Below are 16,127 nucleotides of genomic sequence, written 5' to 3'. Positions count from 1 at the left end.
GTTCTGCGGTTTTCATCACATTGTCACTGATGACATATTTAAAAACTATTATCTTACATAAGCTTGTGTTCATACATATGATATATTTCGCATATAACCATCTTGTATATAAAAGGAAGCTAACAAGCTATGTTGTTTAAAAGCGATTTTATTGAATTTGCAAATGAGTCTCCAATCAGAGCGAGTTTAGAAGCAATAGATATTATTTCTGAACAGGCTAAGAAAGCTCACCCAGAAGATGAAGAGTTTATCCTTTGGGAAGGGGCTGTTTTTCTACATACATTGCTTTCCTCTCATAACGTTACAATTGATCCTCTACCTAAAGCAGAGTCTGATACGTGGGAAAATAATAAAAAATTGAATAACTACTTAAATTCAATCTCCGTAGCGTGTTCTAACCACAATAGGTCGAATACATTAGATGAACTGAAAAGTCGTTACGAATCTGCTTTAGGTTCAACATTTGCTTATGAATTTACTGACGGTGATGTCAAACGAATCCAAGAGATACTAAACGAATTGCGCGAACAGATTACTGGTTACGAGGGCTTCGAAGAGCAGCACAGAGCAAGGCTTCTTAAGAGACTAGAGAAACTACAGAGTGAATTACATAAGCGTGTGGCAGATTTGGATAAGTTCTGGGGTTTAGTGGGAGATGCAGGAGTTGCAATTGGCAAATTTGGAACTGACGCAAAACCATTCGTTGACCGGATTCGAGAAATAGCTTCAATTACGTGGAAGACTCAGGCTCGAACCGAAGAGCTACCTAGCAACATTTCTAATCCAATGATTGAAGAGAATTCTGCAGATTAAAGGGAGGCCCCATGGCAATAGGTCAGCCTGTTAGACTCGAAGTGCATCAAAACATAAACGAAAAGTTGAACCAAGTAATTCAACTAAAGGACGATGAGTCTGTAGATAATTTACTCATTAGCTTTACCAGTTTTTTAGACGCATTTATTGAAATTGGACACTATGACACTGCAACATGGCCGATTACAGAAACTCGGCCATGGTGGTATATGTTCGACCAAGTAGCAAAGTCGCGGCACATCGGGGCTTTACTAGGTGAGCTTCGCTCGCGCATAGATAAAACCACAGTATTGAGCGAATTAGAACCACTCCATTATTTGGAGGTAGAGCTGAAATGGGGCACGTGTCGAACTCTAGATGATTACAAACCACTAGAAAAAGCTGTAAAAGATCATCTAGAGCGCTATCCATACAACATCGAATTTATCCATTGTTTGGGGCACGTTTTAGCTAAGTACCCCAATAGGTTTCAGGAGTGTAAAAGTAAGTACGAACAGTGCTTCGAATGTTGGGGAGTTAAAACGCCACCGAGCTCAATCACCAGCTACTTTGGTAAACGATTGGCTTATGTGCAAGAAGCTATTCTTGATAGTAGATTCGATGAGGCAGAAGAAGAACTCATTGAAATGCAAAATTTCAAACCATTCAACGATGACCCACATTTTCATAACCTTGTATTTGTTTACAGGGATAGACTGAAAGACAGAAAGTACACGGAGGATAAGGCTGAATCAATTAAGTCAGCAGTTACACAAGTGATAGCCGAAGAGAATGACAAGCAAAATAAAAAAAGCATTGAACAGTTGGGGCTTTTTAGCGCCGTCATTGCTCTTATTATTACCGCTGCCACGGCTTCTTTTTCGTCAAGTGGCATTAATAGTGTGTTGACATTGATATCAGTTGGGTTAATTTTGGTGTTGTTTATTGGTACGTTGACACTATTTAACGATGGCAGGACGACAGAGTATCGAACCGATTTTAGATTTTGGATACTAGTTGTGTATTCCTTGATAACGTTGGGTGTACTAGGGGTGCAAATTACAAAACCCAGCGACGACGAATTGGTTCAACAGCTGGTTAAGCAAGAGCTAGTTAAAGCCTTTGAAGTGGATAAGAAGTCGTATGCCTTAGGGAAAACTGATACTGACCACGAATGAAATATGATGTAATGAAAATGGCTGCATTTAGTAGGTGCAGCCTTTTTTTTATTTGAACTTTGTTGGTATCCAAGGGGCTGCCGTCATACGGCGGCCACCACGAAAAGGCAGCAAATTCTCTTTGGCCGGATAGACCTTAGGGTATTCAATGTGGCCATGCAGTTCGACCAATTGAGTGTATTCATCACGCCAATGCACAAAGCTTTCCAGCTCTTTAGGGCTAAATTCACGGCCAGAAGGTGTGATAAACACCGCGCGTTTTTCATCAATTCGAAACCCATACCAGCGCATATCATTAGGCAGATAGCCAAGGGCTTTAATTAATAGCAGTTTTTCGGCCATGGGATTGATAGGAACAGTGCCGTTAAGCCAGCGTGAAATGGTGACTTTGTTGACGTGAAAAAACTCAGCGCCAGCGCGAATGGTTTCAAATTCTTGCCAGTACAAAATGGCAAATGACTCTAATATCATGGTGATAAGCCTCACAAAAATCCTGATACAACAAACGTTAATTTCTATTGCTTTGTTTTTATTGATAGTTACCGTCGATAGCCGAAGCGGTGCGGTGCATTTTGTATAATCATCAATTTCCAAAGCAGAACTAAACGTATCAACGTGAAACGTGTGCCAGAACAAGCCAAAGGCTTTAACTGATTGAAATTCTTAATATTAAAACGGGCAAGATTGCCATTATCACCAAATGTTAAAAAACCATACCTTAGTGCGCATTATGTATATTATGTTAAATAAGATATGCATGAGCTTAAAATCCTTACCTTGAACCGCTCTACTAACCTTGTTTTAGCCCAGATTTAACCATAATCGATATTTACCATAAAATACCTAATAAACACATAAACTTAATCTGACGATTACGATTATGTGTTTATTACGATAATTACGCTTATAGACTCGTTCTCAAGTTGTAGTTGCTCATGTTTGTTTCACTACATTAAATTGTCATCAAGGTCTTGTTGAGCGCCGCCACCTGTATTGTCATCAGTGTCAAAGCTGCCCGAGTCGTCTGTGAAGTCAACATTAACCTGGGTGTTGTCACTTTGCGTCCAGTCTGTTCCTTGTTGTTGTTCAGTAGAAACTGTCTGCCCGCTTTGTGTTGATTGCAGTGCGTATTGTTCACTGACATCGATCTGTAATGTCTCACTTGCTCCTTCAATCGGTGCATCAAGTTCATCTACACCTTGATAATTGACATCTACTTGTCCTTCAAATGCATCACTGAACGAAACGGTCAATGGCTGTGTGAGATCTCCTGATATTGTGTAACTGCCATCACCATTGTCTAGGCCTCCTGTTACTTCAGCATCATTTGGAAGTCCAGTAACCACAATGTGGTCAACTTCATTAGATGAAGACGCCGCTTCTGGTGTTTCCAGATTGATAACATCACCTGGTGCGACGGTCACATCAAAGCTGTCATCTGTTTCAGTATTATCTGGCACAACGGTCTCTAAAACTGTTGTTTGCTGCTCTGAGGCTTCCATTGCTTCAACGCTCAGATTCAAAGGTATGTTTTGTTCATCTCCGTTAGTAGTGATTGTAGTTGCTAGACTGATATCACCATCGAACGTATCATCTGGCCAAAACGTCCAACTATCTTCACCAGTTGAAATCAACGCGCCGCTATCACCCGTATAGGCTAAAGCGGTAACGTCGGATTCATCAGTCAAACCTAAATTTTGAAGTATGTGTGACTCTGAGATTTCGATAGAAGAATCAGCGGATTGAACTAGTAGGCCGCTATCAGCCGAGCTTTCTTCTACACCTACATTGAAGTGGCTTTGCACGCTATTGTCACCATCACTAGCGACGAAACCAATCTGAGCGGGGCCACTATAACCTTCAGCCGGAGTGAATTGATAGCCACCCTGCCCGTCTGATTCAATAATACCTTCACCACCAAGTAAAGAAACTGATTCGATACTAAGATCTTGATGATCATCAGAGCTGATCGTTGCTAACATATCACTATCTGAAAAATAGAGCGTTTCACTTGGGTTAACGTCTGCCTGACCAATACCATCAATTTCTAAAGTATTAGGTAATGAACTTCCTGATTCATAAACGCCGATGCTCAACTGCTCATCATGGATAATCCCATCTTTTTCAATTATGTATGCTAGGTCTACATTCCCATAAAAGTCAGGTGCTGGTATAAAAGTCCAAGTTCCATCTGAGTTGGTGACTAATTCTCCCTGAGTATTATCAACTAAATGAACGAGTCTTACTGCATCACCCTGCTCTGCCTCCACATTTTGAGCTAGGTTAATGAGCTCGTCAGTACTAATAATGAGCTCATTACCTGAGATAACGTTAACATCACCAGCAAAGACGCTATCGTCCTGACTTGTAGTTTCATCACCATAGTCGACTGTTGTTGCCGAAACGGTCACAAAGAAGTTGCCGTGAAAATCTTGCGGTGGCGTCATTTGCAGATTATTGATATCCCAATCGGTAATGACGATCTGCTGACCTGCTTCCTCAATTACTACGGTATGAGTCCCGTCGGTGATTTGGAATCCTACGGGATAACCTGTCATCACGAGTTGACTTAGTAACTCAGAGCTATCAACTAACGATACATCTAGGTTTAAGTAGCCGGTCGTATCTTCTGAGAACACTAATGGCCCATCATGTGCGGTTGTGATAACAGCGCCGTCAGCTACGGGACGAATGTATACGGGCACATCTAGTGATGTTTCAAATTCTCCGTCAGAGACAATAACTTGCAGTTCGGAGATGCCTGCAAAATCAGCGGTTGGACTAAATGTCCAAGTGCCGTCTTCATTTTGGGCAATTTCACCACCATCTTCGGAATCAGGTACGATGACCCGTGAAACGACCAGCTCATCGGTATCTATGTCATCAAAGAGATCCACGAGATCTGATGCATCAAATGTAAAGGCACCGTCCTCATTGGTAATCAAAGATGCGTTGCCGACAGCAAATGGTTCATCATTAACGGGGATTACGTCGATACTAACAGTACCTTGAGCCTCTAAAGCATCGTCTGAAACAGCATAGTCAAGCTCAATCAATCCATTAAAATCTTGACTGGTTATGAGGTGGTACATACCGTCTGGCTGGGCTTGCAACGTTGCATTTTCCGGTGCTCTTACGCTTAATTGATCGAGAGTTAGCGTATCTCCATCTACATCTGACGCTTGCGCAAGAATATACGCTGGATCGATGACTAAGATTTGGTCTTCATCTGTGGATAGTGAAATTGCAGGTGCATCAGGCGCATCATTGACCTCTAAGAGATTGAGATGACCGCTTGCTTCGGTATCAAGCTGTCCGTCGTCTACTTTAAAAGTGAATGGAACATCACCATTGAAGTTCTCCACCGGAGAGAATGTCCATGTTCCATCCAGATTATCGACAAGCGACCCAAATGAAGCGTCTATCTGAAGGTCCTTCGCCGTCAACGTGTCACCGTCAACATCACTGGCATAAGCCAGTAAGTCTTCTTGAGAGATAACGATACTCTCGTCTTCAACACCAGAAAGTTCAACACTTTCGGAGATCGGTGCATCATTCACAGCTTCAACGGATAGATTCAGAGTGTTAGGAGTAACGAAGTCTCCGTCTGTAATCTTATAGCTGAGTTCGAGATCACCATTAAAGTCTTCGTTCAGTGTAATAGTGAATGTACCGTCATTATTGTCTGCAATAATGGTATTTTCATCGTTGGTGGCTAGCTCGAACGCCGTCAACGCATCGTTGTTTAAATCGACAGCATTAGCTAATAGCATTTCCTGGTAAACCAATAAGCTTCCATCTTCTTGCATCGTCGCAGAGACTGGGGTTGATTCAGGTGCATGCTCTCTTGCATCAATATGGATGGTTTGTGAAGTGGTCGATGTATCTCCATTGGATTGTTCTGTTGATGTCGCTTCAATGTTGAGGTCAAACTCACCACTGTAATCAACGGGCAACTCTATCGAAATTGGTTCCAGTAGTGCTACTGTTGGAAGTGTGATAGGTTCGGAAGAGTCAATATTTACCTCACCTTGATAGATGCTGGTATTTACCTCACCTAAATCAATGGTAAATAGGAAATCGTCAAAGTCACGATCCCCTCCGTTGTACATGTCTTCAATACCGTAGACTAGCTCATTTTCGTTGTTGAAATAGGTACGAGTATGATTAATGTTATCTTGATTTAGATTGGGGCTTGTTCCCCCATGGAAGATAGCATCACCATTCTGACTTCGGATTACAGTCTCTCCTCCATTGCTGCTAACAAATACCAGTTGCGGGTCAATAGAATCAGTAGTAGCTAGCCCACCATTGACGTCTTGAAACTCGTAATGGCCATCGCTGAACGAAGAGAAGTTGTTATGATTAAAACCATTTGGCACGACAAATAGATTAAAGCTCTCACCTTCTTCTAGATCAAAACTAAATGCGGACTGTCCGGGTACTAAATCTCCTCCTCCTCCTACCTGAGACGCATTTTCGTAGACGATTTCAACGTCGTTAATCTGTCCGTTTTGGTCAACCTTATAGTATCCGACTGCATTATAGTATCCAGCCCCCTCACCTTCGAAAGTAACGGTAATTTCACTATCAACATAACTTGTGAGTCCATTATCTTGGTCATCGAGAACGGTTTGACTATCATAGCGGAGCACTGAGCCTTCAGGAATACCACTTGCTTGAACGGTAACTGATTCAGACCCATCCAAATCAGTCACTTGAGCTGAAACATTTAATTCAACAATATTATCAGGGTCAACTTTGAGCCCATCTACGCCAATTTCAGCACCCAGTTCATCGGTTACATTCAACTGAGGGTCGTCGGCGACGGCGTTGACAGTTAATGAGATCGTTTCTGTTGCGGTTAATTCACCGTCCGATGCTGTATATGTTAGAGGAATCTCGCCGTTGAAATCATTAGATGGTGTAAAGCTAAAGCTACCATCACTATTCTCAACTAATACACCATCATTTCCAGAGTAACTTACATCGGTAATATGCAGTTCAGTGCTATCGATATCTGTTACACTTTCAAGAAGTTGTTCTCGTGTAATCGTAATCGTATTGTCTTCATCAACGTTGAGATCCACTTGTGTCGTATCGGGAGCATCATTAATGGCAGCTACCGCTATAGCGATTGAGGCACTAGAGGTATCGGTACCATCAGACACATCAAAGCTAAGATTCAACGCACCATTATAATTTTCGTTTGGAGTGAATGTGTGAGTACCGTTACCTAGTGACGTAAGTACACCGTCGGTACCTTCATAGTGGACACCGGTAACCGTTAAATCATCACCTTCAATATCACTCGCACCCTGCAGCAGTTCAGCGTCCGTAAAGGTTAAGGTGCCATCTTCATCCATGCTAAAGCTCTGATCGTAAATCACAGCGGCATCATTGACAGCTGTCACCGTCACGTCGAGTTGCGCTGGAGATACACCACCATTGCCATCGTCAACGGTATAGTTAATTTCGAACTCACCGTTAAAATCCGCATTCGGAGTGATGGTATATGTGCCATCACCATTGTCGGTAATCACACCATTTGGTATGGAAATATCACTAATTGTGACATTGTCACTACCATCTGAGCCGTTGTCAGTACTACCTTCATCGACGTTAAACAACGACGCAATATCAATTCCGTTGTCTGCGTTCACCGCTTCTTCACTGGTCGGTAAGGTGAAGTTGTTCTGACTTCCCACTTCCTGACTTGGCACGACAATGCCATCTACGATATCGAACACATGCCAATGGTCACCACTGATGTTCTCTGGCAACTCCGGCGCGAAGGTTTGAACTAATGTATCTCCGACAAATACCTGAACTTGAACATTCTCAACCCCATCCGCATCCCAACTGCGATTACTGTAGTTATGCACCGAATAATGCATATTGGCATCTTGATAGTTAGGTATAGTAATGGTTTCTGGTCCGTGGCCATTGGTGTCATCAACATCCTGCTGAACCATACCATCGCCAAGTTGATGGTTCATATCGCGATAATAGATATGATCTAATTCTGCACCGGTGTCGGTGTCATAAAGCCACAAGTGATTGTCCATATCTCTTGGCGTTGCACCCCATGTCACTACGATTCGCATGTCGGTAGCTTCCAATACCTCACTTAGCGAAATAACGCCACTATCAGTGGTTTCGCCGGCTGGAACGAGGAAGGTATTGGTAATAGCACCCTCTTGCTCAATAGTGACACTGCCTTGCTCAAATACATTGCCTGTCACTGTATATTGACCCTGGGCGTTGGTGACCGCGGTTGTTGAATTCCCTACGTCATCACTTAACGTAACTTCTGCACCCACTACGGGTTGACCGTTTTCGGCGTTGAGAACAGTACCGGACACGGTGGTCGATTCACCCTGCTCACCAATGACGGCGGTCATATCATCATTTTCGATGTCGGTGGCAAATTGAAGCAATTCAGCTTGGGTTACGGTGTATGAACCGTCTTCTTCAATGGTAATGGGCACATCAGCTGAAATAATCGGTGCATCATTGACTGGGTCAACGGTGAGAGCAAGATTCCCAGCCACCGGTGTTGACCCATCGCTAATATCGTAAGCAATATCAATTAAGCCATTGAAGTTCGCATCAGGTGTGATGGTAAAAGTACCGTCACCATTATCTTGAATCGATGCATTAGCAGCCGACAGATTTGAAGCGGTGAGCTGGTCGCCATCAATGTCTGCAGCATTCGCAAGAAGCTGAGCTTGATTGACCGTAATACTGGTGTCTTCATCAACGTTGGCGGAGACATCGGAAGTGGTCGGTAAATCGTTCACAGGGTTAACCGTTAGAGTCCCTGCCGCTTGGATGGTTTCCAGTCCGTCAGAGACATCAAAGGCAAGGTTGAGGTCTCCGTTAAAGTTGTCATCAGGCGTAACGGTAAACGACCCATCTGGATTCTCGCTAACGCTTGCATTACCGCCTACGGTTACATTGGTCGCGGTTAAGTCATCACCATCAACATCATTGGCTTGTGATAACAGCTGGTTTTGTGACAGTGTAATGTTTCCATCTTCATCCAGCGTATAAGCAATGTCACCGCTGACTGGAGCATCATTAACCGCAAGAACATTTACGTCAAACGTAGCTTCGACCTGTGCGCCATCTTCATCGGCGATGACAATATCAAGCGTAACCGTTCCGTTGAAATTCTCATTAGGCGCAAAACTGCAGGTTCCATCGTTATTGACGGTGAAGATGCCATCATTACCAGAGTAGTTGACCTCGACCAAAGACACATCGCCTTCTACATCGGAAGCGCTAGAGAGCAACTGAGTTTCATTGAAGATCAATACATTGTCTTCATCGACGTTGTAAGACGCGGTACCAAAGACCGGGAGATCATTAACCGACTCTACCGTCACGTTGATATTTGCCGAGCTTGACTCTAATCCATCTGTGACGGAATAACTCAGTTCGAGGTCCCCATGGAAATTTTCATTAGGCGTAAAGGTATACGTACCATCACCATGGCTGTCTAATACACCCGACGTGCCATCGTAAGTCACTTGCTCTATAGACAAGTCGTCATTATCGATATCAGAGGTTGCAGACAAAATATCGTCATTGGTAAACAGAAGCGTTCCATCTTCTTGAATAGTAAATGGTAGATCTGTGGCGACAGGTCCATCGTTGACTGGTGTAACATTGACAAAAACGGTTGCGGTATCAAAAGAGCCATTCCCGTCGGTCACGGTATATTCGAATGAAGCTTGTCCATTGTAGTTGGCATCAGGCGTGAATTGGATCTGTCCGTTTTCATCTAGACTGACAGTTCCGTGTGAGTCGTCAGTAGAAGTTACGCTCACTAAAGTCAGCTCATCACCATCAATATCTGAGTCGTTTACTAAAAGATCGCTTGCTTGGAGCGTCAAGACTCCATCTTCTTCGACCTCAATTGCTCTTGAAGTGATAGTGCCATCAATTTCGATAAGTTGCTCTGTGACATTCAGAGTATCCTCAGCAGTGCTGTGATTTAAGTTCAGCTGCAGAGTGTTTGTTACTTCGCTTCCATCTCCTTGGATGGTGGTGATCTGAATTTCTTCTGCCATGGTTCTCGAGACAACCATGTTTTGTACTACGTAGGTTCCATTTCCACCTGTCGTTCCTAGTTCAAAATGATGGACTGGAACATCGGTTGTGAAGGAATACGTATCTTCGTATTCCCCAGATTCACGATAACCACCTTGGGTGCTGATAATGTTTCCTTCAGCGTCATAGGCAGTAATGTTCACCTGCGTTGCGTGGGAGCTAGTTTCATCAAAATACCCGCCGAGTCCATCAAGCTGGAACGTAATTTGATTGACGTCTTCTCCTTCAACTGTAACCGTGAGAGTTTCATCGTCGCTGAGTCCATTGGATGACTGATTACCTATTCCAGCACCGACATGACTATTGGGGCCATTCCACGCCGCTAAAGCACCCTCACTAACAACCGTTGTAACGACAATACCATCTTCAACGTACGTCGCGGTGTCTCCATCGACGTTACCCCAATCGGATGTCGATGCAGTCCCATCAAAGCCTTGGCTGTTTGGATCGTTGTCGAAGCTGCCCACTCGGATATCACGAGTGTCCGATTGAATCTCAACAGTATTTGGTACAAATTGAACTTCGGTGTCAGCGGGATATTCCAATCCAATAACCATATCCGCCCAATCACCGTTTTCATCGAGATATTGTACCGCCCCATGCTCTGGTGCGACGTCTAAGCGGATCATAGGTTCAGCACTAGACAAATTGACGTCATCACGAGCAATAACAAGGTCGTTTACAGGATCAACTGTTAAGTTTAACGCGGTTGCGACGGTTTCTTGTCCATCAGTCACATCGAATGTGAGTGACAAAGGCCCATGAAAGTTCTCGGCCGGAGTGATAGTGAAATTTCCGTTGCCATCATCAGTCACCGTGCCAAATGCTTCTAGGTATAGGTTTTCAGCTGAGAGTTGGTCACCGTCAACATCGGATGCGTGGATGAGCAACTGTTCCTGAGATAAAGTAATAGAATTATCTTCGTTAACTTGATAAGCAATTGGACCTGAAACGGCTGGAGTATCATTGACGGAGAGTACATCAATAGTCGCGGTGGTTGGAGACGTTAATCCTGACTCATCAGAAACCACTACTTGTAAAACGACTTCGCCATCAAAGTTTTCATTTGGCGAGAAGTAGTATGTTCCATTTTCATGAAGGGCTAAAATACCATCGCTGCCACTATACGTCACCGAATCTAGTGAGATGGCTTCCCCATCAACATCGCTCGAATTTGCCAACAGTTGCTCTACTGTGATGTCAATTACCCCTTCTTCATTGACTGAATAGGATGTAGAACCCGCAATTGGCGCGTCATTAACGGCAGCTACTGCTATATCTATCACCGCACTGCTGGTATCTGTGCCATCTGACACATCGAAAGTTAATTGAAGTTCGCCATTGTAGTTTTCATTTGGAGTGAAAGTGTGAGTACCGTTACCTAGTGACGTAAGTACACCGTCGGTACCTTCATAGTGGACACCGGTAACCGTTAAATCATCACCTTCAATATCACTCGCACCCTGCAGCAGTTCAGCGTCCGTAAAGGTTAAGGTGCCATCTTCATCCATGCTAAAGCTCTGATCGTAAATCACAGCGGCATCATTGACAGCTGTCACCGTCACGTCGAGTTGCGCTGGAGATACACCACCATTGCCATCGTCAACGGTATAGTTAATTTCGAACTCACCGTTAAAATCCGCATTCGGAGTGATGGTATATGTGCCATCACCATTGTCGGTAATCACACCATTTGGTATGGAAATATCACTAATTGTGACATTGTCACTACCATCTGAGCCGTTGTCAGTATTACCTTCATCGACGTTAAACAACGACGCAATATCAATTCCGTTGTCTGCGTTCACCGCTTCTTCACTGGTCGGTAAGGTGAAGTTGTTCTGACTTCCCACTTCCTGACTTGGCACGACAATGCCATCTACGATATCGAACACATGCCAATGGTCACCACTGATGTTCTCTGGCAACTCCGGCGCGAAGGTTTGAACTAATGTATCTCCGACAAATACCTGAACTTGAACATTCTCAACCCCATCCGCATCCCAACTGCGATTACTGTAGTTATGCACCGAATAATGCATATTGGCATCTTGATAGTTAGGTATAGTAATGGTTTCTGGTCCGTGGCCATTGGTGTCATCAACATCCTGCTGAACCATACCATCGCCAAGTTGATGGTTCATATCGCGATAATAGATATGATCTAATTCTGCACCGGTGTCGGTGTCATAAAGCCACAAGTGATTGTCCATATCTCTTGGCGTTGCACCCCATGTCACTACGATTCGCATGTCGGTAGCTTCCAATACCTCACTTAGCGAAATAACGCCACTATCAGTGGTTTCGCCGGCTGGAACGAGGAAGGTATTGGTAATAGCACCCTCTTGCTCAATAGTGACACTGCCTTGCTCAAATACATTGCCTGTCACTGTATATTGACCCTGGGCGTTGGTGACCGCGGTTGTTGAATTCCCTACGTCATCACTTAGCGTAACTTCTGCACCCACGACGGGTTGACCGTTTTCCGCGTTGAGAACGGTACCAGAAACGGTGGTCGATTCACCCTGTTCACCAATGACGGCGGTCATATCATCATTTTCGATGTCGGTGGCAAATTGAAGCAATTCAGCTTGGGTCACGGTGTATGAACCGTCTTCTTCAATGGTAATGGGCACATCAGCTGAAATAATCGGTGCATCATTGACTGGGTCAACGGTGAGAGCAAGATTCCCTGCTACCGGTGTTGACCCATCACTAATATCGTAAGCAATATCAATTAATCCATTGAAGTTCGCATCAGGTGTGATGGTAAAGGTACCGTCGCCATTATCTTGAATCGATGCATTAGCAGCAGACAGATTTGAAGCGGTGAGCTGGTCGCCATCAATGTCCGCGGCATTCGCAAGAAGCTGAGCTTGATTGACCGTAATACTGGTGTCTTCATCAACGTTGGCGGAGACATCGGAAGTGGTTGGTAAATCGTTCACAGGGTTAACCGTTAGAGTCCCTGCCGCTTGGATGGTTTCCAGTCCGTCAGAGACATCAAAGGCAAGGTTGAGGTCTCCGTTAAAGTTGGCATCAGGCGTAACGGTAAATGACCCATCTGGATTTTCACTGACACTTGCATTACCGCCTACGGTTACATTGGTCGCGGTTAAGTCATCACCATCAACATCATTGGCTTGTGATAACAGCTGGTTTTGTGACAGTGTAATGTTTCCATCTTCATCCAGCGTATAAGCAATGTCACCGCTGACTGGAGCATCATTAACCGCAAGAACATTTACGTCAAACGTAGCTTCGACCTGTGCGCCATCTTCATCGGCGATGACAATATCAAGCGTAACCGTTCCGTTAAAATTCTCATTAGGCGCAAAACTGCAGGTTCCATCGTTGTTGACGGTGAAGATGCCATCATTACCAGAGTAGCTGACCTCGACCAAAGACACATCGCCCTCTACATCGGAAGCGCTAGAGAGCAACTGAGTTTCATTAAAGATTAATACATTGTCTTCATCGACGGTGTAAGACGCGGTACCAAAGACTGGGAGATCATTGACTGACTCCACTAGTACATCGATAGATGCCGTAGTTATTGCTGTGCCATCGGATACACCATAACTTAATGAAATATCACCATTAAAGTTCTCATTGGGAGCAAAAGTGTAATTACCATTACCAAGATGAGTCAGCACACCTTGATCACCTTCATAAGTCACGTTATCGATGAAAAGCTCATCGCCATCTATGTCACTGGCACTGTTGAGCAAATCCGTATCAGTAAAAGTTAAAAGACCATCTTCCTGAATTTCATAATCCATACCACTGACAACAGCGGCATCATTTACGTTATCGACTTGGACTTCAAATGACGTTTCAGTTGTCTCAGAATCAAAAGCGTCATCCTGTTGCGATTGAACAAATTGTTCATCGCTTAAGACATTTACCTCAAATGTTTCTTCTGTTGTTGCGGTATCGCTGATTTCCTCCTGAGCGGCTCGAACCGAAGGCGAAACGGACTGTTGTGCTTGTGTAACTGCATCACTTGGAGTGGAAGAACCACCAGCTTGAGTATCAGGTTGAGTTTGCTCTCCACCTACCGCTTGCGCGCCCGCCCCACTAGCCGCGCCATTATCGGCTTGCGGTTCTGACTCACTAACGTTTGAATCTTGTGAATCGACAATATTTGATTGGCTGTCCTGTTGCTGTGCAGCTCCGTCATTTCCTGATTGTGTGGATTGTTCTGATGCAGCATTAGAATCATCTTGCTCTGCTCCTGCACTAGTCGGGCTATCGCTGAGAGCTTGGTTTATTTCATCCGAAGCATCGGCATTATCTGCTCCAGTCGCAATAGTAGTGGCAATGGTATTTTGTTGATTTTGCTGTGCTTGCTGTTGGTCTGTATTGGTATCTACTGTAGATACTTGCTCCACCGCATCATTAAGTGGATTGTTTTCATTGTTCGTTGCCATTGCCGCCTCCAAAACACACGATCCATTGTTGATTCGTCAACAGATTAGTAGATGAATTCCGGATTAGTAGTAAAGTTTAGCTGTTCAGCTCAAATCTCATTGATTCCAAACACAGTACTCATAATGAAAATTTATCTTTGAAAATTATTCGCTTATATCCTTAGCTATTTTGCAAACGGTCTAGTTCATTCAAGGAAATGAATCAGCATTAACTCAACCTAGCCTTTTCGTCGAGGCATAAAACAAGGGTGGGATCGTGAGTAAGAATAGTATCGAGAAGCACATCAGAAATGCGTTAATCCAAAACTCGTCAGTGACAGATGAAGCACATTTGGATGAAGTAAAGATTAAAAGTGCAATGACTCCAGTTCATAAAGCTCTGCTACTGACGTTTCTCGTATCCATGGTTTTACTTGTGATAGCGTCACAAGCACGAATAGATATCGTCGTCTCTTCTCGGGGAGAATTGCTTCTCGACTCCGATATCGAGCGTGTGCAGCATCTTGAAGGTGGCATTCTTGATGAGTTATTGGTTAAGCCAGGAGACGTTGTTTACGAAGGTCAACCTATCGCTAAACTAAAGTCGCTAGACCGGAATTCGTTACTGTCCACTAATGACTCTGAAGTCACTCAATTAGAAATGGATCGTCTTCGCTATCAAGGGTTGATCTTAGGTCAAGAGCCCGATTTTTCTGAGTTTAGTGATGTTCCGAAATTAGTCAGCCTAAACGTCCAAGCTTGGACTCAAGAAAACAGTAAAAATCAATCCAGTGAGACGCTTATTGAACATGACATAGAGCACAAGAAAACCCTCGTGGATTCTATGAAGCGCAGAAAACAGAGCTCCAACAATCAACTCAAGTTAATTCGCAAGCAATTGGGGATTAAACAGACCTTATACAAGGAAGAGATGGCCTCATATGTCGATGTCCTGAATATGCAAGTACAAGAGTCGAATATGATTCGTGAGATTGAGAATCTCGACGAATCTATCATGAATGAGAGATTCCAACTGGAGCGCTTAGATAAGCAACTTGCAGATCTGGTAGCCAATCGAAACTCAGAGTATCAAGCGCAGATTACTCAAATAGAAAAAGAGCTCAGTATAAAGCGGATTCAAAGGCCACAATTGTCGGATAAAGTTGACCGATTAGTCGTATATGCACCTGTAGATGGTGTTGTTGATAAAGTGCATTTCAATTTCCGTTCCGCAGTGATTCCGCCAGGTGAAAGTATTGCTGATATCGCACCGCTAAATAATCAGCTTCATGGTGAAGCAAAAATCCCAAGAAAAGAGATGGGGTTCGTTGAAGTAGGTCAACAGGTAAAGCTTAAGTTTGATACTTACAATTTTTCTAAATACGGTTTTCTTTCTGGAACCATTACCTCCATAAGTCGATCTTCTTACGAAGAAGAAGAATCAGAATATTATCTCGCTAAGATTCTGATTGACCACGATTATCTAGAGCGCTCTGGCACTAAATACAGCCTGTCACCTTATATGGAGTTCACCGCAGACATAAAAACCGGAGACCGCCGAGTAATCGAGTACGCCATGAAGCCTGTCATGTCCGCGATTGATGACGCGTTTGACGAGCGATAGCGG

General features: G+C 43.8%; 5 protein-coding genes and 2 pseudogenes. 3 read left to right on the top strand and 4 right to left on the bottom strand.

Features of this window, described 5'->3' with window-relative positions; translation table 11 throughout:
• Window positions 1-129 precede the first annotated feature (129 nt).
• Together JKJ11_RS08535 and JKJ11_RS08530 are read left to right on the top strand one after the other, a co-directional pair.
• Window positions 130-813, top strand: coding sequence for a hypothetical protein (locus JKJ11_RS08535; protein ID WP_252037992.1), 684 nt, complete (start codon window positions 130-132; stop codon window positions 811-813).
• A gap of 11 nt (window positions 814-824) precedes the next feature.
• Window positions 825-1,970, top strand: a complete 1,146-nt coding sequence (locus JKJ11_RS08530; RefSeq protein WP_252037991.1) for a hypothetical protein — start codon at window positions 825-827, stop codon at window positions 1,968-1,970.
• A gap of 48 nt (window positions 1,971-2,018) precedes the next feature.
• Here JKJ11_RS08530 and JKJ11_RS08525 read toward each other — a convergent pair whose 3' ends face one another.
• From JKJ11_RS08525 to JKJ11_RS26155, 4 genes and pseudogenes are all read right to left on the bottom strand, one after another.
• A complete protein-coding gene (locus JKJ11_RS08525) occupies window positions 2,019-2,441 on the bottom strand; it encodes a phage protein (protein WP_252037990.1) in 423 nt (140 codons plus the stop codon).
• Window positions 2,442-2,917: 476 nt separating this feature from the next.
• Window positions 2,918-5,779, bottom strand: coding sequence for a tandem-95 repeat protein (locus JKJ11_RS26165; RefSeq protein WP_503060921.1), 2,862 nt, complete (start codon window positions 5,777-5,779; stop codon window positions 2,918-2,920).
• A 1,017-nt stretch (window positions 5,780-6,796) separates the two neighbouring features.
• Window positions 6,797-9,901: pseudogene (locus tag JKJ11_RS26160) on the bottom strand (tandem-95 repeat protein); the annotation flags it as partial.
• 897 nt (window positions 9,902-10,798) lie between these two features.
• Window positions 10,799-13,939 (bottom strand): annotated as a pseudogene (locus JKJ11_RS26155) (tandem-95 repeat protein); the annotation flags it as partial.
• 838 nt (window positions 13,940-14,777) lie between these two features.
• Here JKJ11_RS26155 and JKJ11_RS08515 point away from each other — a divergent pair.
• Window positions 14,778-16,124, top strand: coding sequence for an HlyD family type I secretion periplasmic adaptor subunit (locus JKJ11_RS08515; protein ID WP_252039079.1), 1,347 nt, complete (start codon window positions 14,778-14,780; stop codon window positions 16,122-16,124).
• Window positions 16,125-16,127: the final 3 nt, after the last annotated feature.

This window comes from Vibrio sp. SCSIO 43133, assembly GCF_023716845.1.
GTDB classification, from domain to species: Bacteria; Pseudomonadota; Gammaproteobacteria; order Enterobacterales; family Vibrionaceae; genus Vibrio; species Vibrio mediterranei.
This window is presented reverse-complemented; position numbering and strand designations above follow the sequence as displayed.

What these genes read in the sequence shown, in the direction of transcription:
- JKJ11_RS08535 (WP_252037992.1), top strand. Translation starts at nt 130, where the DNA reads ATGTTGTTTAAAAGCGATTTTATTGAATTTGCAAATGAGTCTCCAATC.
- JKJ11_RS08530 (WP_252037991.1), top strand. Translation starts at nt 825, where the DNA reads ATGGCAATAGGTCAGCCTGTTAGACTCGAAGTGCATCAAAACATAAAC.
- JKJ11_RS08525 (WP_252037990.1), bottom strand. Translation starts at nt 2,441, where the DNA reads ATGATATTAGAGTCATTTGCCATTTTGTACTGGCAAGAATTTGAAACC.
- JKJ11_RS26165 (WP_503060921.1), bottom strand. Translation starts at nt 5,779, where the DNA reads ATGCAAGAAGATGGAAGCTTATTGGTTTACCAGGAAATGCTATTAGCT.